The 20,289-nt window shown below is 70.4% G+C and carries 19 protein-coding genes and 1 tRNA gene; 14 read left to right on the forward strand and 6 right to left on the reverse strand.

The features are described 5' to 3' along the window. Nucleotides 1-101: 101 nt before the first annotated feature. Together OG194_RS20745 and OG194_RS20750 are read right to left on the reverse strand one after the other, a co-directional pair. Nucleotides 102-767: a YdcF family protein gene (locus OG194_RS20745; RefSeq protein ID WP_327402312.1), complete on the reverse strand. Its 666-nt coding sequence runs from the start codon at nt 765-767 to the stop codon at nt 102-104. Next, nucleotides 764-1,558 (reverse strand): GntR family transcriptional regulator, encoded by a 795-nt coding sequence (locus tag OG194_RS20750; protein WP_327402313.1) that lies wholly within the window; start codon nt 1,556-1,558, stop codon nt 764-766. The genes OG194_RS20745 and OG194_RS20750 overlap by 4 nt, the downstream gene beginning before the upstream one ends. A gap of 496 nt (nt 1,559-2,054) precedes the next feature. On the opposite strand from OG194_RS20750, the gene OG194_RS20755 reads away from it, so the two are divergent. The 14 genes from OG194_RS20755 (at nt 2,055) to OG194_RS20820 (ending at nt 13,522) form a co-directional block, all read left to right on the forward strand. Beyond that, the gene (locus OG194_RS20755; RefSeq protein ID WP_327402314.1) at nt 2,055-2,324 is read left to right on the forward strand and encodes a DUF6284 family protein; all 270 of its coding nucleotides are present in this window, start codon (nt 2,055-2,057) and stop codon (nt 2,322-2,324) included. After that, nucleotides 2,321-2,767 carry a Pycsar system effector family protein gene (locus OG194_RS20760; RefSeq protein WP_327402315.1) on the forward strand — a complete coding sequence of 149 codons (447 nt, stop codon included), beginning with the start codon at nt 2,321-2,323 and terminating at the stop codon, nt 2,765-2,767. The genes OG194_RS20755 and OG194_RS20760 overlap by 4 nt, the downstream gene beginning before the upstream one ends. Continuing rightward, a complete protein-coding gene (locus tag OG194_RS20765) occupies nt 2,764-3,681 on the forward strand; it encodes a DUF2637 domain-containing protein (protein ID WP_327402316.1) in 918 nt (305 codons plus the stop codon). Before OG194_RS20760 ends, OG194_RS20765 begins: the two co-directional genes overlap by 4 nt. Continuing rightward, on the forward strand, nt 3,681-4,079 hold the full coding sequence (locus OG194_RS20770; RefSeq protein WP_327402317.1) for an RRQRL motif-containing zinc-binding protein: 399 nt from the start codon (nt 3,681-3,683) through the stop codon (nt 4,077-4,079). Before OG194_RS20765 ends, OG194_RS20770 begins: the two co-directional genes overlap by 1 nt. 2 nt (nt 4,080-4,081) lie before the next feature. Further along, entirely contained in the window at nt 4,082-4,399 is a 318-nt protein-coding gene (locus OG194_RS20775; RefSeq protein ID WP_327402318.1) for a hypothetical protein, read from the forward strand. Nucleotides 4,400-4,401: 2 nt separating this feature from the next. Further along, nucleotides 4,402-4,704, forward strand: coding sequence for a hypothetical protein (locus OG194_RS20780; RefSeq protein WP_327402319.1), 303 nt, complete (start codon nt 4,402-4,404; stop codon nt 4,702-4,704). A gap of 58 nt (nt 4,705-4,762) precedes the next feature. Beyond that, nucleotides 4,763-6,889: an FtsK/SpoIIIE domain-containing protein gene (locus tag OG194_RS20785; protein ID WP_327402320.1), complete on the forward strand. Its 2,127-nt coding sequence runs from the start codon at nt 4,763-4,765 to the stop codon at nt 6,887-6,889. Nucleotides 6,890-7,096: 207 nt separating this feature from the next. Next, nucleotides 7,097-7,561: a hypothetical protein gene (locus OG194_RS20790; RefSeq protein WP_327402321.1), complete on the forward strand. Its 465-nt coding sequence runs from the start codon at nt 7,097-7,099 to the stop codon at nt 7,559-7,561. 84 nt (nt 7,562-7,645) lie between these two features. Continuing rightward, complete coding sequence (locus tag OG194_RS20795; protein ID WP_327402322.1) at nt 7,646-8,383, forward strand: DNA methylase; 738 nt, start codon at nt 7,646-7,648, stop codon at nt 8,381-8,383. Beyond that, nucleotides 8,380-9,030 carry a class I SAM-dependent methyltransferase gene (locus OG194_RS20800; protein ID WP_327402323.1) on the forward strand — a complete coding sequence of 217 codons (651 nt, stop codon included), beginning with the start codon at nt 8,380-8,382 and terminating at the stop codon, nt 9,028-9,030. Before OG194_RS20795 ends, OG194_RS20800 begins: the two co-directional genes overlap by 4 nt. Beyond that, a complete protein-coding gene (locus OG194_RS20805) occupies nt 9,027-9,875 on the forward strand; it encodes a bifunctional DNA primase/polymerase (RefSeq protein ID WP_327402324.1) in 849 nt (282 codons plus the stop codon). The genes OG194_RS20800 and OG194_RS20805 overlap by 4 nt, the downstream gene beginning before the upstream one ends. Before the next feature lie 2 nt (nt 9,876-9,877). Next, nucleotides 9,878-11,353 (forward strand): ATP-binding protein, encoded by a 1,476-nt coding sequence (locus OG194_RS20810; protein ID WP_327402325.1) that lies wholly within the window; start codon nt 9,878-9,880, stop codon nt 11,351-11,353. A gap of 491 nt (nt 11,354-11,844) precedes the next feature. Beyond that, a complete protein-coding gene (locus OG194_RS20815) occupies nt 11,845-12,048 on the forward strand; it encodes a helix-turn-helix domain-containing protein (RefSeq protein ID WP_327402326.1) in 204 nt (67 codons plus the stop codon). A gap of 76 nt (nt 12,049-12,124) precedes the next feature. After that, complete coding sequence (locus tag OG194_RS20820; RefSeq protein WP_327402327.1) at nt 12,125-13,522, forward strand: tyrosine-type recombinase/integrase; 1,398 nt, start codon at nt 12,125-12,127, stop codon at nt 13,520-13,522. A 47-nt stretch (nt 13,523-13,569) separates the two neighbouring features. On the opposite strand, the gene OG194_RS20825 is transcribed toward OG194_RS20820, so the two are convergent. The 4 genes from OG194_RS20825 to tmk all read right to left on the reverse strand — a co-directional run bounded on the left by OG194_RS20825 (nt 13,570) and on the right by tmk (nt 20,258). Next, a tRNA-Thr gene (locus OG194_RS20825) sits at nt 13,570-13,643 on the reverse strand. Between the two features lie 164 nt (nt 13,644-13,807). Continuing rightward, nucleotides 13,808-15,472, reverse strand: a complete 1,665-nt coding sequence (locus tag OG194_RS20830; RefSeq protein ID WP_327402328.1) for an alpha/beta hydrolase — start codon at nt 15,470-15,472, stop codon at nt 13,808-13,810. Nucleotides 15,473-15,591: 119 nt separating this feature from the next. Then, nucleotides 15,592-16,797, reverse strand: a complete 1,206-nt coding sequence (locus tag OG194_RS20835; RefSeq protein WP_327402329.1) for a DNA polymerase III subunit delta' — start codon at nt 16,795-16,797, stop codon at nt 15,592-15,594. Nucleotides 16,798-16,919: 122 nt separating this feature from the next. Beyond that, nucleotides 16,920-20,258, reverse strand: a complete 3,339-nt coding sequence (gene tmk, locus OG194_RS20840) for a dTMP kinase (protein ID WP_327402330.1) — start codon at nt 20,256-20,258, stop codon at nt 16,920-16,922. Between the last annotated feature and the right edge of the window lie 31 nt (nt 20,259-20,289).

Below are 20,289 nucleotides of genomic sequence, written 5' to 3' on the forward strand. Positions count from 1 at the left end.
CTACGGACGAAAAGACTTGGGATCCCTGCGTCTTACGCCATACTCGCTTTTGAGGTTTGTTCGTACTGGTCAGAGGATGAGGCGGAGCGAACAGCACCCCATCAGGTACGTTGCGCCGCGTCCGGGATGAGTCGACTCGTGAATCCCTGGTCACGTAGGCGCTCGTACGCGGCCACGACGGTATCCGGCACAGCCTGCTCGATGGCCAGACCCCATCCAGGGAAGACGAGCACTCGTTGCAGGGCTCCGACGATCATGTCGATCACCATGCGAGCGTCTCCGATGGAGTCGGTGTACTCCTCCAAGCCCATCGGCGTGGACGCGCACACGACCTCAACCTCGGGCCAGAGTTTTCGCATCATGGCGTAGGAGCGCCGTTCTTCATACGGCTTGCTCACGAGCAGGACAGACGAGACCGTGACGCCGGCCTCTGCCAGCACCGCTTTGCTGAGCTCGATGTTCTCGCCGGTGTTCGTTGCATGCGGTTCCAGGAGTACGGCGGAATCCGGCACCCCGAGTTGCAACGCCCGCTCTCGGTAGTGAACAGCCTCGCCACGCGGCATGCGTGCTCGGGTCGTTGGGCTGGTCGCCCCTGTGAATACGATCACTGGCGCCATGCCCTGGTGATACAGCTCCGCTGTCACGTCAGCCACGCCGAGGTCGTGACTGCCCAATCCGACAGCCACGGAGCAGGGCCGTGGGGTGTGGTGCATGCGGTGGTAGTCCCACAGAAGTCGGACATCCGGCCATGCCTGTGCAGGGATCACTTGCTCTCACCCTCCGCCTTCGTTGAGTCGGGCACTTTGAAGTCGTAGGACCATGCGAACCGCGTCGCCGCATGCACCCCAATGGCGAACTCAACTACGGTCCCATCGGCCGTGTACGTGGTGCGGTGCAGTTCCACCACCCACTCACCCGCCGAGAGCTGGAGTAGCTGAGCCTCTTCCGCCGTGGGCACCCGCGCGAAGAGTTCCTCGGTCATGTGGTCGATCTCGTATCCGGCGTCGTACAGGACACGGAACCCGCCGCCTCGCCCGGCAGGGCCCGGGGTCGGGTCGACGATGCGGGTTCCTTCGACGTGCTCGGGCCGGTAGTAGCTGGTCAGGGTGTGAGTCGGTTGCGTGCCCTCTTTCACCACGCGCGCCCGTGCGTAGACATCGGCCCCCTCGGGCAAGCCGTGAGCTGCGGCCACGGCTGCCGATGCTTTGACTCGGCTGACCGTCTGGGTCTGCTCGTTCCGGCGGTATGAGCGACCAGACGCCACGCGGTCCGCGATGAACGCGACCTCATCACCGTCCCGCCACTTCGCCTTGTCGTACCGCGCGATGCCGAGCCGTTTGAGCGGCTGTTGCTGGCGCACCACGGTGCCGTGGCCGCGCGAGGACGTCACCAGCCCCTGAGCTTCCAGCTCCTTGTACGCCTTGTGAACGGTGTCCTTTGACCCCTCGCCGGCCGCGACCAGGTCTCTGATCTGGGGCAACTGGGCGCCCGGCTTGATCTCGCCGCTTCTGATCTGTTCCGCGAACCTGTCGGCCAGTTCGCGCCACTTCGGTGCCACGCAGACCTCCTTTCGACGCGTCCCAGTGAAGCACAGTCCTAGGACTGTTGACAGTCCCAGGACTGCGGTGCATTCTCTTCTCAGGCCGCTCGCAGTCCTAGGACAGCGAACGGAAAAGGCCCTCTTTGGGCTGCTTCGACCTGCACTACCGCAGAGCGCCCGGCGGGTCTCGTGAGGACGAGAACCCCTCTGACCAGGGGTTACCGCGCTTGCTGGGGAGGGTCTGTTCTTTGAGAACTCAACAGAGTGTTTGAGGGAAACCTGCCCCACCTCCGCAAACAAGCGGGCGGGCGCGCACGGGTTCTGTCCCGAGCGCGGTACAGCGCAACCCGACCTTTCCGCAGCTCATCCGCTGCGGCCGGTTGCCTCCGCTGCTCGTCTCGTACGAGCAGCGCTGAGGGGAGCCGGAAACCCGACTTCAACGGCGCGCGGCCCCGGTGCTCGAACACCGGGGCCGCTGTTCGGGCCGTTCCACGCTGAGAGGGAACACGACCCAATGAAGCACATCGTCACTGTTCAAGAGGCTGTTACCGCTTTCGCCGACTGGATCGAGCCCACGAACGCGGAACTGGACGCGATCGAGCAGGAAATGCCCGCTATCACGGCGGGTGTCGACCTGCTCAACGCGCAGATCATCACCCTGGACCGCACCCCGAGCGAGCTGGACCAGCAGCGCATCCGCCGCGCCTGGCGCCGCCTGCTGACGGCCCGCCGTGAGCAGGCCAACCGCACCACCGACGGGATGCTTCCGGAGGTGGGCGCGTGAGCACCACCAATCAGAATCTGACCGCTGCGCACGCCGAGGTGAAGGCGGAGATTGCGCGGACCGACAACAAGACCGCCCTGTTGCTGGCGTTCGTCGGCGCGGTCCTGGCCGGCGCCTGGACCATCGCGCACGGCCTCCCGCTCAACCCGCCCGCCGTGGTGGTCGGCGTGCTCGGCATGGGACTGCTGCTCGCGGCGGCGGGGCTGCTGCTGCGGTCGACGCGTCCCAACCTGAGCGGCCGGCACGGCTTCCCGCTGTGGGCCACCCTCACCCCCGAGCAGATCGCCGACGCGGTATCCGGTGACCTTGCTGCCGACATCGCGGGGCTGTCCCGCCTGGCGGTCGCCAAGTTCACCTGCCTGCGCCGCGCGGTCGACCTGACCCTGACCGGCGGCGCCCTGCTCGTTCTCGCGGCGCTGATCGCGGCGGGAGGTGTGCGGTGAACCGCTTGGGGAAGAGCCTGCTCATCACCGCGCTGGTCGTGGTGGTCGGAATGGCGTTCCGGGTGTCCTGGAACGCGTTGCGGGACATCGCCAACGCGATCGGTGCGGACCACACCGCCGCGACGCTGTACCCGTTCGTGGTCGACGGCCTGATGGCGCTCGCCCTGGTCGCCACCCTCGTACTCGCCGGCAACGACCGGAAGTTCGCACTGCGGGTGCTGGGCACCTACACGGGCGCGTCCCTGGTCCTCAACTACGTGCACGGCCTGGTCCCCGCCCTGCATGGTGCCACGGTCGACTGGGGACGGTTGGCCGACTGGGACCCCGCCAACTGGGCGTTGGTGCTGCTGGCGACGTCGCTTCCGGTCGGGTCGATCTACTTCGGTTCCGATCTCGTCGCGAAGGTCCTGCACCACCAGCCCGCCCCGACTCCGACCCCGGTCGCAAATGCGGAGGAATCTACTGAGACCACAATGAAACGGTCTACGGCTGACCTGCCCGAATCGACCCCCGCACCGATCAACACGCCCGCCGTGGCGAACCCCGTACCGACGCCCAATCCGGTGCCGCTCGGCTTCCTGAAGTCGACTCTCCCACTCAAGCCCGCACCCGCCATCGAGTCGACCTCGGTCAACTCGATCGGGTCGACTCCGAAGCGGACAACGGTTGCGGCGGCATCGACCCGCCCGCGTGCGGCGACCGGCCGCGTCCCCGAGGCGGGCCGATCGCCCCGACCGAAGCGCACGCAGGCGCAGTTGCTCGACGAGGCCCGCACCGCGACCACGGGACTGCCGGACGCGAAGGTGACCGCAGAGGGCATCCGCCGCGAGATCCACACCTCACCGGCGAACGCCCGGATGCTGCGTGACGCGCTGCTTGCCGAGCGCGCCGGTACGGCTGTCGGGACGCCGTGATGTCCGCCGCCTACGGCAAGTGCTACGACCCTTCCGGAGCCCGCTACGGCGTCCCCACCTTCCCCTGGAAGTACGCCCCCAGCGACGAGCAGTACGCCACCCGCCGCCAGTTGCGGGCGCGTGGCCTGCGTCCGGGCGGTCAGCCGATAGCGGCGCAGGTCATGCGCATCAACCGACGCTCCGGCACGGTCCGGGTCGCCTACCTGTACCGCATCGACCTCGCGCTGCCGGTACGGCCGATGACGTCGCGGAAGTGGGGCGCCCTCGCGCTGGCCATGCTCGCCCGCCAGACGTGCCCGGTCTGCGGTGTCGTCTACAGCTACTGCATGCCGCGCTCGCTCGGCATGTGCGTGCTGTGCGCCTACCCCACCAACACCCCTGCTCCGGACGGGAGTTGAGCATGTCGAAATCCGAGATCCGCCGCCTGGACCGCGAGATCCAGAAGACCGCGAACAAGCTGGAAGCGGTCCGCAAGGGCGAGTGGTGGCCGCTGAACGGCTCGGAGCGCCGGGCGATGGCGCGCGCCATCGCCGGCGGCTCCTACCAGGTCGTACGCGGCAGGAACCCCGGCCGTGCCGAGCAGCAGATGGAGACCACCGGTTCCGCAGCCGAGATGCGGCTGAACGCCGAACTGACCGCCCTGCACTCCGAGAAACAGCGGCTCATCACCGAGGCCGCCCGCGCCAAGGCCGCGAAGAAGGCGTCGGGGTGGTGGTGAGCGTGGACCAGCAGCGTTGCGCCGCCGCCCACCCGCAGGACCCCACCCCCTGTGACGGACCGCCCGCCGTGACCGTGCTGGACACGGTGGGCGCCGGCGCGGACGGGTGCGAGCACCACGGCGCCCGCATCCTCGCCTCCCTGGACGGGGGCCGCGTCTACGCCCTTCCCGACGCTCCGGCCGGCGCCGCGATCCGCGTGTTCAAGGCCGCCGACACGACCCGCCCCTTCTGCTGGTTCGACGGCCCCCGTAGTGAGCCGTCCCAGCTCAGCCGTGCCGAGAACCGCAGCCGGCACCAGCGCTGACCCCCTCGTCTTTCCTCGAACTCCCGCCCCCGCAAGGGCAGTCAGGAGCAGTTCCCGCATGTCCGAGAACGTCGTACGACTCGTCAAAGCCCCGCCCACCGGCCCCGAGTCGGCGTCGGCGCCCACGGTCCTGACCGTGGTCCCCGACGCCCCGCCCGCGCCCCTGGTCCCCCTGTGGGTGCGCTCCGGCCGTGCCGTGAAGACGGCGGTCACCCACGACACCACGAAGTCCGCCGCCCGTGCGGTGGCCCGGCACAGCCTCTACACGTTCAACGGCGGGCGGATCGTGGCCCGCCGTGCGTGGGACGGGAAGACCGGGGCCCGCTACGAGCGCATGATCCGTGCCGCCGAGGTCGCGGGGAACCTGGAGGTGGCGGAGGAGTGGGAGGACCGGTTGCAGCGCTTCCGCCAGGCCCGCCACCACCGCCGCATGGACCTCCTCCACTCGCCCGTGGAAGCGGCCAAGGGTGTCGGGGTCGGTGCCGCCATGAGCGTCGGGGTGCTGGTCGCGCTCGGGGTCGTGATGGCCATCAACAACCACGACATCCGCGACGTGATCACGCCGTTGAAGGCGACGATCGAGTTCATCGCGACCCTGATCCGGATCGTGCAAATCATCTGGCCCACCGCGATCGTCCTCGGTCCGCTGTTCGCCCTGCTCGCCCTGTGGACCGTGGGCAGCAAACAGCAGGCTGCCCCGCAGTGGGCGCTGCCCGCCAACGTCCGCAACGGGGAGGGTGAGCCGATCACCCCATCCATCGTCGTCAAGGCGCTGCGCGACCTCGGGGTGCCCGCGCTGCGCAACGCCATCAAGGAGATGGGCGACGCCGGCGCGTCCATGCTCGGTCCGATCCGGATCGCCGGATGCGGTGTCGAGGTCGACGTCACCCTGCCCTCCGGGGTGTCCACCAACGAGGTCCAGCAGCGCCGCCGCAAGCTGGCGGAGAACCTCACGAGGCACGAGCACGAGGTGTTCATCACCATCCCCGAAGCGGCCCGCACGGTCCGCCTGTGGGTCGCCGACTCCGGGGCGCTCGATGAGCCGATCGGCCCGTCTCCGCTGGTCACCGACGAGACGCTGACCGCGAACTACAAGACCGGCCGCGCCCCGTGGGGGCAGGACCTGCGCGGGGACGGTGCCGCACTGTCGCTGTATCAGCGCCACCTGCTCATCACCGGTCTGTCCAACCAGGGCAAGACCGCAGCCCTGCGCGCCCTCGCCCTGTGGGCCGCGCTCGACAAGACTGTCGAGTTCCGGATCGCCGACCTGAAGGGCGCCGGGGACTGGGCCATGTTCGAGGGCCTGGCAACCACCCTGATCCAGGGCCCGACCGACGAGGACGTCATCGCGGCGACCGAGATGGTCGAAGGCCTGGTCGAAGAGATGGAACAGCGGCTGGAACAGCGCCGCCGCGACCCCTCCACGGTCTTCGAGCCGCTGATCGGCATCGTCGACGAAGCGCAGGTCGCGTTCATGTGCCCGGCCAAGGACGACGACAAGCGCCCCTACGGCGGATCCAAGGCCACCTCCCGCTACTTCATGGCCGTGCGCAAGGTCCACAACCAGGGCCGCGTCGTCGACGTGCTGATGTGGGAAGGCACCCAGGACCCCACCGACCAGAACCTCCCCAAACTGGTCCGCGAGGGCGCCCACACCCGGGCCTCGCTCGCCCTGGGCACCGAATCGCAGGCCGTCATGGCGCTCGGGGAGAAGGCCGTCAACGGCGGCGCCGCCCCGCACCTGCTCCGCCAGGGCCTCGACAAGGGAACCCTGGTCGTCGCCTCGGACGGGATCGCCATCCCCAAGGGCCAGTCCTCCATCACGGTCCGCACCCACTTCATCGACGACGCCGGCGCCGACGCCATCACCGAACGGGCCAAGGCCCTGCGCAACGGAGTCACCACCCTGCGCGCCGTCGACCGCGGCGAGGCACGTGACCCGCTCGCCGACATCGACGCGGTGGCCGGCGACGGGAAGCGCGCGTTCACGCAGGACATCATCAAGCGGCTCGCCGCGCTGAGCGAGGACGCCTACGGCGCCTGGTCGTTCGGCGATCTCAGCCGCGTGCTGGAGTCCTACGGCATCGAGGCCTACAAGTCCCACGGGCGGATGGTCGTGCGCCGCGACGACATCACCGCCGCCCTCGCCGAACGCGACACGGACGGTTCCGCTTCCGCCTCCTGATCACGGGGAGGAACACCCGCCCGGCGCGGGGAGGCGGGGAGAACTCCCCAACCGCCTCCCCGTCCCGCCTCCCCCATGTTGATCAGCGGAAACATCGTTTTGGGGAGGCGGGGAGGCACCCCAGGTCAGCCCCCGAAAACCCCCTCCACAGCACCCCCTGAAGGGGGTGTGTCCGCCTCCCCAACCCGTGTTCGGAAGGGATTCCGCATGTACCCCGACACCACCCCGCAGGACGCCGTGATGAGCGACGTCGAAGCGGCTGCCGAGGCTCGCCGGATCATCGCCGACGCCTACCGGCCCACCGCCTACCGCGACACCACCCCCGTCCCCGCCCGGGGCGACACCCCGCCCGTCACGCAGCCCGGACGCCCCCCGATGAGCCAGGGCGCCACCGACGCGAGCGTGCTCATGCTCGCCGGCGCCACCGCGACCACCATGGTCGGCGGCACGGCGGCCGTGCTCATGTACGTGTCCCAGTTCGCCGACCCGCTCGTGTGCGGCCTCGTCTTCGGGGCGCCCACCGCCTTGGTCCTCGCGCTCGCCCGGCTCCTCAAGGGCGCCAAGCCCGCCCCGGACGTCCACCACCACTACGACGGCCCGGTCTACCAGGACCAGCGCAACATCCACACCCGGACCACCGGGGTGTGGGCCAAGACGAACAACGAGCAGTGACGCCAAGAGCGGCCCCCCTTCCGGCAAGAACCGGGGCCGCTCTTGTCCAACCCGTCCTCAACAGACCTGTTGGAGGTCTCCAGCATGACCCAACCCACTGACATCCGGCGAGAGCGCGCCCACCGGCCGCGACTGCTGGACCTGTTCTCGTGCGCCGGCGGCGCCGCCACGGGCTACCACCGCGCGGGGTTCGACGTGGACGGCTGCGACATCGCCCACCGCCCCAACTACCCCTTCGCCTACCACCACGGAGACGCCCTCACCTACCTCGCCCACCTGATCAGCACCGGCGAGATCTACCGGTATGCGTTCGTGCACGCCTCCCCGCCCTGCCAGCACGGATGCGCCCTGACCGTGGGCACCAACGCCTCCCAGGGGTGGGGCGGCACCCACGTGGACCTGGTCGCCCCGACCCGCGCGCTGCTCGAACTCACCGGTCTGCCCTTCGTGATCGAGCAGCCCAACGGGCGCGCGGAGATCCGCAAAGACATCACCCTGTGCGGCGAGATGTACGGCCTCGGAGTCATCCGCCACCGCAACTTCGAGTTGGGCCGCTGGACCGCCGAGCAGCCGGAACACGTCCCCCACCGGGGCCGCGTGCGCGGGTGGCGGCACGGCCAGTACTTCGACGGCCCCTACGTCGCCGCGTACGGCAACGGCGGCGGCAAACCGACGATTCCCGAACTCCAGTCGGCCATGGGCATCACGTGGACCGACGTGCGCGAGGAACTGACCGAGGCCATCCCGCCCGCCTTCACCGAGTTCATCGGCCGCGCCGCCCTCGACATGCTCGCCACCGCCCGGACGGAGGCCGCCGCATGAACGCGCGCGTGCTGCCGCTGCGCCGGCCGAACGGGCTTCGGGTGCTGGACGTGTGCTGCGGCGCCGGAGGCCTGTCCATGGGCTACTACCTCGCCGGATTCGACGTGGTGGGCGTCGACATCGCGCCCATGCCGAACTACCCCTTCCCGTTCATCCAGGCCGACGGCCTGGACTACACCGCCGAACACGGACACGCCTTCGACCTGGTCCACGGCTCGTGGCCGTGCGAGCGCTACGCCACCGTCACCAGGTCGCGCGCCAACCCCGACGACTACCCCGACCTGATCGGCCCCGGACGCGACGTCATGCAGGCCACCGGGCGGCCGTGGGTCATCGAGAACGTCCCCGAGACCGCGACCACCGGCATCCTGCGCCCCGACTACCTGCTGTGCGGAACCCAGTTCGGCCTCAACCTGCGCCGCCACCGCGCGTTCGAGACCTCGTGGGGCGGCGGCGGCGAGCTGGTCGCACCCTGCTGGCACCGCAAAGACCTGCTCGCCTTCGTCCACAAGGGCGAGCGCGCGTACGCGGACGCCATGGGCTGCACCTGGATGACCAACCTCGAAGCCCGCAAAGCCGTACCCCCCGCCTACACCCAGTGGATCGCCGCACAGTTCCTCGCCCTCGAAGGGAGGGCCGCCGCATGACCACCGCCACCAGCCTCCTGAACACCGCGCTGCACCTGGCCACGTTCGGCGTGCCGGTGCTGCCGCTGCGGGCGGGGAAGGTCCCGTTCGGCAACTGCCGCACCTGCGCGAAGAACGCATGCGGCGGCCGGCCCAACATGAAGACCCCCGGCCCCTGCACCTGCCCCGGCGTCTGCCACGCGTGGGCCGCCGCAACCACCGACCCGCACGTCCTCAACTCCCCCCAGTGGGAGGCGGCATGGCGACAGGCGGCGGCGGTCGCCTACCACCCCGGCGGCGCAGGACTGACCGTCGTCGACCTCGACAACGCGGCAGCCATCGCGCGGGCCCGTGACACCCTGCCCGCCACCCTGACCGTGCCAACGCCCCGGGGTGAGCACTGGATCTACCAGGGCGTCATGCCGTCCGCCAACGCGGTACGGCCCGGTGTCGACGTCAAGTCCCTTATGGGGTACGCCCGTTGGCTCGGATGGGGCAGCGGCGCCATGGCCGCTCTCCCGGATGCTGTGCGCACTCTGGCACTAACGGACCCCCCGGCGGCCCGCAGGGCGCCAAAGCCCCTCTCAGCACCCCTGGGAGGCCAAAGCGGGGTGTGCCGGCACCGTACGCCCGTGTTCCTGGACCGTGGGATCGCGATGGCTGAGCAGCGCATCACCGGCGCCCGGGAGGCGGTGCACGCCACCGTGTACCGGACGTTCCTCGCTGTGCTCTCCACGCACGGGCGGTGCGGCTGCCTCACGGACACGCACGTCGCCCGGCTGTTCACCGCCGCGCAGGCCAAGGGCGAAACGCCCCGGCACTGCACCGACGCGTGGACCAACGCCCTGACCACGTTGGGACTGTGACCATGGCTGATGACGAGAAGACCCCGGCCCGCGAGGTCATCACCGACTACGCGCAAGCGCACTTCCGGTACTTCCGCACTCCGGACGGGACCGTGTACGCGCAGAAGAACGGCCAGCCCATCGCCCGCCCGATCCGCTCCCAGGGCACGACCGGCAGCCACCGCCAGGAACTCATGGTCGGCCTCTACCGCGACGGACGCGGCGCGTTCAACGGGTCGGCCCTGAAAGAGGCGTTGGACCTGATCGAAGCCCTCGCACTGACCGAGGACGTACAGCCCGTGCACATCCGCGTCGCCCCCGGCTACGACGGGGCGACCTGGCTGGACCTGGGCCGCGACGACGGACAGTCCGTCCGCATCCACCCCACCGGCTGGGACATCACCGTCCCCGACCCGCAGGAAGTGTGCTGGCGGCGCACCCAGCTCACCGGTGAACTCCCCCTGCCCGTCAAGGACACCAACGGCAAGGGCATCGACCTGCTGATGCGCCTGTGCAACTTCGCCGGCGCGGAGAACGAGTGCCTGGCCATCGCCTGGCTGATCGGCTGTCTCGGTCCGTCCGTCCCGGTGCCCGCGCCGTTCCTCACCGGGCCGCAGGGAGCGGGGAAGTCGACCGGCGGGCGGATGCTGGTGCGGATCATCGAGGGCATGAGCGGGGACCTGCGCCGGGCTCCGAAGGATGAGGAGAACCTGATCGCGGCGGTCGCGGCGGGATGGGTCACGGCGCTGGACAACCTCTCGCACATGTCGCCTGACCTGTCGGACGCGATGTGCTGCATCGTCACCGGAGCCGAGAGCGTCAAGCGGGCCCTGTTCACGGACGGGGACGTGTTCCGCGTCGGCTACCGCCGGCCGCTGCTGCTGACAGGTATCGACGTCGGTGTCATCCGGCCCGACCTCGCCGAACGCCTGCTCCCGCTCCGTTTGGAGCGGCCCGGCGTGCGGCGGACCGAGGCGGAACTGTGGGCGGAGTACGCGGAAGTTCTGCCCGTCGTGCTCGGGTCCCTGCTCGACCTCACGGTCAAGGTCCGCGCGGCGCAGGCGGAGACCCCCACCGACCTGCGCATGGCCGACTTCGCCCACCTCTGCGCGCAGCTCGATGCGGCCACCGGGCTCGGGGCGCTGGCCGCGTACCGGGCCCGGCTGGACGACCTGAACGACGACGTGATCGAGGGCGACCTGTTGGCACAGACCGTCCTGAGGCACGCCGAGACCATTGAGCCGGGCATGGCACAGCGCATGACCTCCACGGAGTGGCTGTCCTGCCTCAGCCGCCTCTACAGCGGCGACGAACTCAGGGCCGTGCCCAAGGGGTGGCCGACTACCGGCAAGGTGCTCTCCGACCGGCTCAAGCGCCTACAGCCCACCCTCGCCGCGCGGGGTGTCCTCATCGACTCCGGCCGCACCAGTCAGGGCCGCTACCTCGAACTGACCCGCCCCACCCCGGCGCCACCGCACGAGCAGCAGCGGATGCTCTGACCCGTGCTCCACACGCTCACGCGGACAAGCAAGAAGAGCACCACCCCCGCCCGGCGGAGGCGTGCTCCTCTTGCTGTTCGGCGCAGCGCGCCGCTCCAAGGACGCGCCGCGTAGCGGCCCCTTCTTCGCGCTCTGAGCAGCGCGCACTACACCAGAACACCCCCTTCTTTTGTCCTAAGAGGGAAGACGCTGCGTCATCTACGTCATGCGAGCCGGAAAACGGCCCCTGATCTGCGAATACAGGCATGACGGAGACGGCCGTGCCTGCGTCATCCTGCGTCATCTGCGTCATGGGCCACGTCACGGATGACGCTGCCCATGTCGCACCCATGACGCAGGCCTCACCTCCAGCGTCATCTAAAACCGCAGGTCAGAGGCCTAAATGACGCTGGCGACGCAATGACGCACAAATCCACACCTCGGACAGGCGCGGGCAAGGTCCCCCGCGCAACTCCCTGAAGGCGAAGACGAATTGCCCAGGAGGCACCCGGATGAGCACCGCGATAGCCGCCCCCGCCGACCAGTTGCTCTACACCCCAAAGGAAGCCGCTGTGGTCCTCCGATTCGGTCGTTCGACCGTCTACGAGCTGATGGCTGAAGGCGCCCTGAAGTACGTCAAGCGAGGCCGCTCCCGCCGCATCCGTCGGAGCGACCTTGAGTCATTCGTGAACGCCATGGAACCCCAGCCCAACTAACGCAGGCGCACCCCCCGAAGCGGCCCCGGACCAACGTCCGGGGCCGCCTCCCGTATGAAGGAACACAGAGGAGCACATGAGCCCCCGCAATCCGAACATGGAGTCATCCGTCTACGAGGGCAGCGACGGTTGGTGGCACGGCCGCGTCACCATGGGCGTCAAAGACGACGGAAGCCCCGACCGCCGCCACCGCAGGGCACGCACCGAACCCGAAGTGCGCCGCAAAGTCCGCGACTTGGAGAAACTCCGAGACAAGGGACGCGCCCCGAAGGCCGGCCGCAAGCCGACCGTAGAGCAGTGGATGACGACGTACCTGACCGACATCGCGAGCCTGAAGCTCAAGCCCCGTTCTCTGGACGACTACTGGTCCAAGACCCGCAACGACATCGTCCCCGGCGTCGGACAGCACCGCCTCGACAAGCTCGCCCCCGAGCACCTGGAACGGATGTACCGGAAGATGCTCGACAACGGCCACGCACCATCCCACGTGGTCAAGGTCCACCGCATCCTCTCCCGCGCACTGAAAATCGCCCACCGCCGCCGCATCATCGGCGAGAACGTGGCCACGCTCGTGGACCCACCCTCGATCGACGAGACCGAGGCGAACCCGTTCACGACCGAGCAGGCAAAGGCGTTCCTGCAAGCCGCCGCCAAGCGGCCCACCTTCATGCGGTGGTGCGTGGGTGTCGGGATGGGATTCCGTCAAGGGGAAACCCTGGGCCTGCGGTGGACCTACGTCGACTTCGAAGCGGAGTTGTTTCACCCCAAGTGGCAGCTTCAGCGCCTCACTTGGCGCCACGGGTGCGCGGACGCTCGCGCCTGCGGTGAACGCCTGCACCGATTCGAACCCTGCCCCCCGGACTGCCGGACACACAAGAACTACAAGCGTGGCTGCCCCAAGCCCTGCCCGAAGGACTGCCGGCGGCACGCCACTGCCTGCCCTGATCGAAAGGGGGGTGGCCTGGTCTTCACCCGTCCGAAGACCAAGAAGAGCACGAACCCTGTGCCGATTCCGCCGCCGTTCGTCCCCTACCTGCACGCGCATAAGGAGCAGCAGGAGGAAATGCGCGCCGTCGCTGGGGACGCGTGGCAGGAGTTCGACGCGCTCTTCACACGGCCAGATGGTCGCCCCCTCGATCCGCGCGCCGACTGGGAGGAGTTCAAGGAACTGCTTGTAGAGGCGGGCATCACAGACCGTCGCCTCTACGACGGGAGCCGTCACACCGCCGGCACGATCCTCAACGAACTCGGGGTGGACATGCCCACGATCATGGAGATCCTGCGCCACACCCAGATCAGCCAGACCCGGCGATACGTGAAGGGGCGGTCGCACCTCTCAAAGGACGCGATGCGCCGTATGGGCGACCACTTCATGCCCGCGTCCGAAGCGGCGCCAGAACCCGTGACTGAGACCAGAACTGAGACCGCCGACCGTCGCGCGGCCCGCGCTCAGCGCCGCCGCCGCATCCGCTAAAAGCAAAAGCCCCAGGTCACGGCGAGTGAGTCCTGAGGCTTCCACAGAGCCGCCTTCGGGATTCGAACCCGAGACCTACGCATTACGAGTGCGTTGCTCTGGCCATCTGAGCTAAGGCGGCGCGCTGTCCACACCATGGTGCGATCAGCAACGTCGGAAAGTCTACACAGTTTCCGGGGGTGCTCCGTACACCCCCCGGAAGCACCCCCGGAGGTACCCCGGACACACCCCGACCACAGCCCGGACCGCACTCCCACCACAGCCCAGACCGCACCCCCACCAACGCTACGAGCAGCGCTTCCCCTCCCCCGGCACCGCCCCCCGCAGCAAATACGCGTCGATCGCGGAGTCAATGCACGTACTGCCACGCCCATACGCGGTGTGCCCATCCCCCACATACGTCAGCAGCCGCCCCGAAGAGAGCTGGTGGGCCAAAGCCTGGGCCCACCGGTACGGCGTCGCCGGATCCCGGGTCGTGCCGACGACCACGATCGGGGCGGCGCCCTTCGCCTCGATGCGGTGGGGTTCGCCCGTCGCCCTGACCGGCCAGTACGCGCAGTTCAGGGAGGCCCAGGCGAGGCCGTCGCCGAAGACCGGGGACGCCTTCTCGAAGGCGGGGAGGGCCTGCTCAACCTGGTCGGGGGTCGAGAAGGCGGCCGGGAGGTCGAGGCAGTTCACGGCGGCGTTGGCGAACATCAGGTTCGAGTAGCGGCCGTCGGCGTCCCGCTCGTAGTAGCTGTCGGAGAGGACGAGCAGCCCGGCGCCGTCCTTCTCCTTCATCGCCGACGTGAGCGCCTCGCGCAACTGCGGCCAGGCCGCCTCGTCGTACATCGCCGCGATCACGCCGGTGGTGGCGAGCGCCTCGCCCAGTTTGCGGCCGTCCGCGTCGCCGGTGGGGATCGGGTGTGCGTCGAGCTTCTTGAAGAAGGCCTTGAGGTTCGTCCCGACCTTGGCGGGCTTCGTGCCCTTGCCGCCGAGCGGGCAGTCCGTCTGCCGTACGCAGTCCTTCGCGAAGGACTGGAACGCCGTCTCGAAGCCCGCCGTCTGGTCGAGGTTCATGCGGCGCGCGGGCAGGGACGGGTCCATCGCGCCGTCCAGGACGACGCGGCCGACGCGGTCCGGGAACAGTCCCGCGTACGTCGCCCCGAGGAACGTCCCGTACGACGCCCCGACGTACGTCAGTTTCTGATCCCCCAGCACCGCCCGCAGGACGTCCATGTCCCGCGCCGCCTCGATCGTCGAGACATGGCGCAGGACATCGGGCGAGTGTGCGCCGCAGCCCTCCGCGAACTTCTTGTACTCGCCGACGAGTCGAGTGGTCTCGCGCCGGTCGTCGGGGGTGGTGTCGGTCTGCGTGAACGTGTCCATGGCCCGTCCGCCGAGGCACTCGACGGGCTCGCTGCGGGCGACGCCGCGGGGGTCCATCGCGACCATGTCGTAGCGGGCGCGCACCTCGGCCGGGTAGCCGATCCCGGCGTACTGCTGGAGATAGCCGACCGCCGAACCGCCCGGCCCGCCCGGGTTCACCATCAGCGAACCGAGCGGCTTGCCCTTGCCGGTGGCCTTCTTGCGGGCGACCGCGAGCCGGATGTCCCCCGCGGCGGGCTTGGCGTAGTCCAGCGGTGCCTTCATCGTGGCGCACTCGAAACCGGGGACACCGCAGGTGTGCCAACCGAGCTTCTGCCCGTAGTACGACGCCAGGGTGGACGGCGTCGACTGCGGCAGCGCGGCCAGCGCCACGTCCGCGGCCGGACTCGTCGCGGTCGTCGAGCTCCCCGGGGAACACGCGGACACGAGCAGCGCGGCTACGGCGAGCAATGTGCCGCCGGTCCTACGACTGCGCCGGCTCCGACGACTTCGACGGGCCTCGACCTCGACCTCGCTGAGCTGACTCGGCCGGCTCGGCTGACTGCTCCGGTCCGACCGGCGAAGGGGGCGCCTCATGTGCATTCAGCGAGCGTAACGCTGTGCGATCACTTGAATGCCGTACGTGCACGATCCGCCCCGGACGAGTTACGCCGTCAACCTCACGCCCAGACAGTCGGCCCGCCGCAGCCGACTCGGCCCACTCAGCCGGCTCTGAGCGCCAACGTCATCGCCTCCACCGCGAGCAACGGCGCCACATTCCGGTCGAGCGCCACGCGGCACGCCCCGATCGCCTCGATGCGGCGCAACGTGGACTCCGGGGAGCCGGCGCGCGCGAGCCGCTCCAACGCGTCCTCGGCATCCGCGTTGGCGATCGCCACCCGGGAACCGAACTGGAGGGCGAGCACATCCCGGTAGAACGCGGTGAGGTCGGTCAGCGCGAGGTCGAGACTGTCGCGCTGCGTACGCGTTCTCCGGCGCTTCTGCTTGTCCTCCAGGTCCTTCATCACCCCGGCCGTGCCCCGCGGCATCCGGCTGCCCTGGCCGCCGCCCATCGCGGCCTTCATCTCCTCGGTCTCCTTGTCGTCCATCTCCTCGGCCAGCTGCTTCGCGTCCTCGGCCGCCGCGTCCACCAACTCCTGGGCGGCCTTGAGGCACCCGCCGACGTCCTCGACGCGCAACGGCAGCTTCAGTACGGCGGTCCGCCGCGCGCGTGCGTCCGGGTCGGTGGCCAGGCGGCGGGCCCGGTCGACATGGCCCTGCGTGGCGCGAGCCGCCCCCATCGCCACGGCGGGCTCGACGCCCTCCCGCCGTACGAGCAGGTCGGCGATGGCCTCGACGGACGGCGTGCTCAGGTTCAGGTGGCGGCAGCGGGAGCGGATCGTGGGGAGGACGTCCTCGATCGAGGGGGCGCAGAGGAGCCACACCGTGCGGGGGGCGGGTTCCTCCACGGCCTTGAGGACGGCGTTGGCCGACTTCTCGTTCAGCCGCTCGGCGTCCTCGACGAGGATGATCTGCCAGCGGCCGGTCGCCGGCGAGGTGAAGGACTTGCGGACCGTGTCCCGCATGTCGTCGGCGAGGATCTGCGCGCCCACCGCGGCGACGGTGGTGACGTCCGCGTGGGTGCCGATCAGCGCCGTATGACAGCCGTCGCAGAAGCCGCAGCCGGGGCTGCCGCCGAGCGCGCGGTCGGGACTCACGCATTGAAGTGCGGCGGCGAAGGCCCGCGCCGCCTGATTGCGTCCCGCGCCGGGCGGCCCCGTGAACAGCCAGGCGTGCGTCATCTTCGACGCCTCCGGCGGGGCCGTGCCGGTGGTCGCCGCGGTGACGAAGGCGTCGGCGTCCCGAGCGGCGGCATCGAGCTGCTCGCTCACCTTCTCCTGGCCCACCAGGTCATCCCACACGGTCATGGGTCACCGGCCCTTTCGTCACGCTTTGGGGTTACGCGATCCATTGTGCGGGTCACCACTGACAACGGGGGTCGAGGAGCGGCTCGGGGGGGGCGACGCACAGGTCACCGCCCCCGCTTCCGTCAGCCCCTGCGCCCCCGGCCACGACCCCGCCCACGCCCGGTGTCGTCGTCACGGTCGAAGTCGCCGTCCTCGCGCGGACCGAGCAGTTCGTCGGCCAGCGAGGGCAGGTCGTCCAGGGGAGTCTCCTCGGCCCAGTCGGGGCGCGGCCGGCGCCGGGGCGCACCCTGCTCGTCGACCTGGGGAAGCTCGCGGGTACGGTCCTCGCCGCCCTCGGTCCGGTCGCCCGGACGCTCGTCCCGGAAGAAGCCCGCGGGCACCCGGTCCGACGGCTCCTGACCACGCACCGGCGGCAGCACCGCGGTCTCGTCCGCGGCATCGGACCGCACGGGCGGCAGCACGGCCGTCTCCTCCGCAGCCGACACCGGCGGCAGTACGGCGGTCTCGTCCGCGGCCCCCGCAGGAGCGGGCGGTTGCGGCAGCTCGGCCGTCCGCTCGGAGTCACGCACCGCGGAGTCACGCACCGCGGAATCGGACGCCTCGGAGTCTCCGGACACCGACCGCAGCACGGCCGTCTCGTCCCCGGAACCTGAACCGGAATCGGAACCGGAGCCGGAGCTCACCGGCCGCAGCACAGCCGTGTCCTCCGCCGACCGCCCACGCGCACCGTCACCAGTCCCCGCACCCGGCTTCACCACCGGCGTCGGCACAGTCGACGCCTCAGGCCTGCCCGCCGGAGCCGAAGGAGCGGCCGGAACCGGAGGAGCCGTGGGCTGTCGAGCCGCCCGTTCCGCCGCGGCCGCCGCCTCCGCCGCCAAGCGGCGGGCCTCCTCCGCAGCGAGCAGGGCCGCTTCGGCCTTGCGCTGCTTCTCCAGCCGCCGCGCCTCGGCCTCGGCGCGCAGCCGGGCCTCGTCCTCGGCCTGCTTGCGAAGCCGGTCGGCCTCCGCCCTGCGGCGGGTCTCCTCGGCGGCGCGGGCCTCTTCCTCGGCGAGGAGGCGGGCCTTCTCCTCCTCGGCACGCCTGCGTGCGTCCTCGGCGCGCTGCCGGGCCTCTTCCGCCTGTCGTTCGGCCTCTCGACGCTGGGCCTCCTCCAGCTCGCGCCGCTTGCGCTCCTCCTCCTCGGCGCGCAGCTGGGCGAGCTGCTCCTGACGCTCACGCTCCAGGCGCTCTTCCTCGGCCTTGCGCGCGGCCTCTTCCTCGGCCTTGCGGCGGGCCTCCTCCTCGGCGGCCTTGCGCGCCTCCTCCTGGGCCTTGATCTCGGCCTCGGAGAGCGGCAGGACGGTGTCGAGGCGGTGCCGGATCACCGTGGTGACGGCCTCGGGCTCCTGGCCCGCGTCGACCACCAGGTAGCGGCTCGGGTCGGCGGCGGCCAGGGTGAGGAAACCGGACCGTACGCGCGCGTGGAACTCGGCGGGCTCCGACTCCAGTCGGTCCGGCGCCTCGGTGAACCGCTCGCGGGCGGTCTCCGGGTCCACGTCCAGCAGGACGGTCATGTGCGGGACGAGTCCGTCGGTCGCCCAGCGGTTGATGCGGGCGATCTCGGTCGGGGACAGGTCCCGGCCGGCGCCCTGGTAGGCGACGGAGGAATCGATGTAGCGGTCGGAGACGACGATCGCGCCGCGCTCCAGGGCGGGCCGTACGACCGTGTCGACGTGCTCCGCACGGTCGGCGGCGTAGAGCAGCGCCTCCGCGCGGTGGGACAGTCCCGCCGACGACACGTCGAGCAGGATCGACCGCAGCCGCTTGCCGACCGGTGTCGCGCCGGGCTCGCGGGTGAGCACGACCTCGTGTCCCTTGCCCCTTATCCACTCGGCGAGGGCTTCGGCCTGGGTGGACTTCCCGGCGCCGTCGCCGCCCTCCAGGGCGATGAAGAAGCCGGTGTTCGCGGGCACGGTGTCGGGGTCGTCGCCGCCGAGCAGCGCGTCGCGCAGATCGTGCCGCAGCGGCACTCCCGCGCGGTCGTCGACCTTGGCCAGGACCAGTGCGGCGACCGGCAGCAGCAGGGCGCCGACCAGCATCAGGGTGAACGCGGCGCCGCCGTGCGCGAACACGAACTTGCCGTTCTCCAGGCGGTGCGGGCCGATCAGCGCGGCCACCAGGGGGGCGATCAGCGCGCCGAGCGCGACCGCGACCCGTACGACCGCGTGCAGGTGCTCGGTGGTGCGGGCCCGCCGGTAGTCCTCGGCCTCCTGGTCGAGCAGGGTGTGCCCGGTGTTGGCGGCCACGCCCGCGCCGATGCCGGCGAGCGTGACGATCAGCAGCACGGTGGTGACGTCCGGGACCAGGCCCGCGGCGAGCAGCGCGATGCCGGTGAAGGCGATGGCGAGGGTCAGCAGGCGGCGCCGCGACAGCGTCGGCAGCAGGGCGGGTGCCGTACGGATGCCGACCACAACCCCGCCGGTCAGTCCGAGGACCAGCAGTCCGAAGGTCACCGGGCCGCCGTGCAGATCCTGGGCCTGGAGCACGGACACGGCGACGGCGGCGGAGATCGCCGCGGCGACGGCCGCGCAGGCGACCACGAGCAGCGCGATCGCGCCCGTACGGCCCTTGTCGACGCCGGTGCCCGTCCGGGGGCGGCGCAGTCCTTCGAGCGGCGACCGCGCGCGCGGGGTGCGGATTCCGGGCAGTTCCAGGGCGGTCAGGACGGAGAGCGACGCGGCGAACAGGCCGGCCGCGACGTACGAACCGAGCGCGGCGTGGTGCTGGTCGAACCAGGCGACGCCCGTGCCCAGCAGGTTGTTGAGCAGGGCCGCCACGACGAGTGCGGCGGCCGCGAGGGGGATCGCCACGAAGCTGGTGCGCAGCGACAGCCGGCGCAGCGCGTCCATGTGGTCGGGCAGCGGCCGGACCGTGGCGCCCTCAAGCGGCGGAGCGGGCAGCAGGGCGGGCCCGGCGCTCTCGCGGCACACCGTCCAGAAGCGCTCGGCGACCCCGGTCACGAAGGCGGTCACCAGGAGCACGGCCAGTGCGTTGTCCGGAGTCCAGTCGATCCACAGCGGGGCGACGATCAGCAGCGCGGCCCGCAGACCGTCGGCGCCGACCATGGTCCAGCGCCGGTCGAGCGGACCCTCCTGGGAGGTGAGCGAGGTGAGCGGGCCGAGCAGCACCGCCCCGAAGAGCAGCGTCGCCAGGATGCGCGCCCCGAAGACGGTCGCCACCGCGAACGCCACACCCCGATAACCACCACCGAACGAGCCCTGGGCGATGGCCGCCTGGAAGGCGAGCACGACCAGGACCAGCAGGGCGAGGGTGTCACCGACACCCGTCACGAGCTGTGCGCTCCACAACCGCTTGAGTTGCGGCTGGCGCAGCAGGGCGCGGACGGCACGCTCGCGGGAGTCCGCGACAAGGGCGTCGTCGGGGGCCGGCTGGTGGGCCGTTGGCTGCTCGGCTGGCGTCATGCTTTCAGCCTATCGGCAGCCACCGACAACA

Source organism: Streptomyces sp. NBC_01288, assembly GCF_035982055.1.
In the GTDB taxonomy this organism is placed as follows: Bacteria; Actinomycetota; Actinomycetes; order Streptomycetales; family Streptomycetaceae; genus Streptomyces.

Bases quoted from the DNA above. Each gene is read 5' to 3' on its own strand.
- OG194_RS20755 (WP_327402314.1), top strand. From the start codon at position 2,055: ATGAAGCACATCGTCACTGTTCAAGAGGCTGTTACCGCTTTCGCCGAC.
- OG194_RS20770 (WP_327402317.1), top strand. From the start codon at position 3,681: ATGTCCGCCGCCTACGGCAAGTGCTACGACCCTTCCGGAGCCCGCTAC.
- OG194_RS20775 (WP_327402318.1), top strand. From the start codon at position 4,082: ATGTCGAAATCCGAGATCCGCCGCCTGGACCGCGAGATCCAGAAGACC.
- OG194_RS20785 (WP_327402320.1), top strand. From the start codon at position 4,763: ATGTCCGAGAACGTCGTACGACTCGTCAAAGCCCCGCCCACCGGCCCC.
- OG194_RS20790 (WP_327402321.1), top strand. From the start codon at position 7,097: ATGTACCCCGACACCACCCCGCAGGACGCCGTGATGAGCGACGTCGAA.
- OG194_RS20795 (WP_327402322.1), top strand. From the start codon at position 7,646: ATGACCCAACCCACTGACATCCGGCGAGAGCGCGCCCACCGGCCGCGA.
- OG194_RS20800 (WP_327402323.1), top strand. From the start codon at position 8,380: ATGAACGCGCGCGTGCTGCCGCTGCGCCGGCCGAACGGGCTTCGGGTG.
- OG194_RS20805 (WP_327402324.1), top strand. From the start codon at position 9,027: ATGACCACCGCCACCAGCCTCCTGAACACCGCGCTGCACCTGGCCACG.
- OG194_RS20810 (WP_327402325.1), top strand. From the start codon at position 9,878: ATGGCTGATGACGAGAAGACCCCGGCCCGCGAGGTCATCACCGACTAC.
- OG194_RS20815 (WP_327402326.1), top strand. From the start codon at position 11,845: ATGAGCACCGCGATAGCCGCCCCCGCCGACCAGTTGCTCTACACCCCA.
- OG194_RS20820 (WP_327402327.1), top strand. From the start codon at position 12,125: ATGAGCCCCCGCAATCCGAACATGGAGTCATCCGTCTACGAGGGCAGC.
- OG194_RS20830 (WP_327402328.1), bottom strand. From the start codon at position 15,472: ATGCACATGAGGCGCCCCCTTCGCCGGTCGGACCGGAGCAGTCAGCCG.
- OG194_RS20835 (WP_327402329.1), bottom strand. From the start codon at position 16,797: ATGACCGTGTGGGATGACCTGGTGGGCCAGGAGAAGGTGAGCGAGCAG.
- tmk (WP_327402330.1), bottom strand. From the start codon at position 20,258: ATGACGCCAGCCGAGCAGCCAACGGCCCACCAGCCGGCCCCCGACGAC.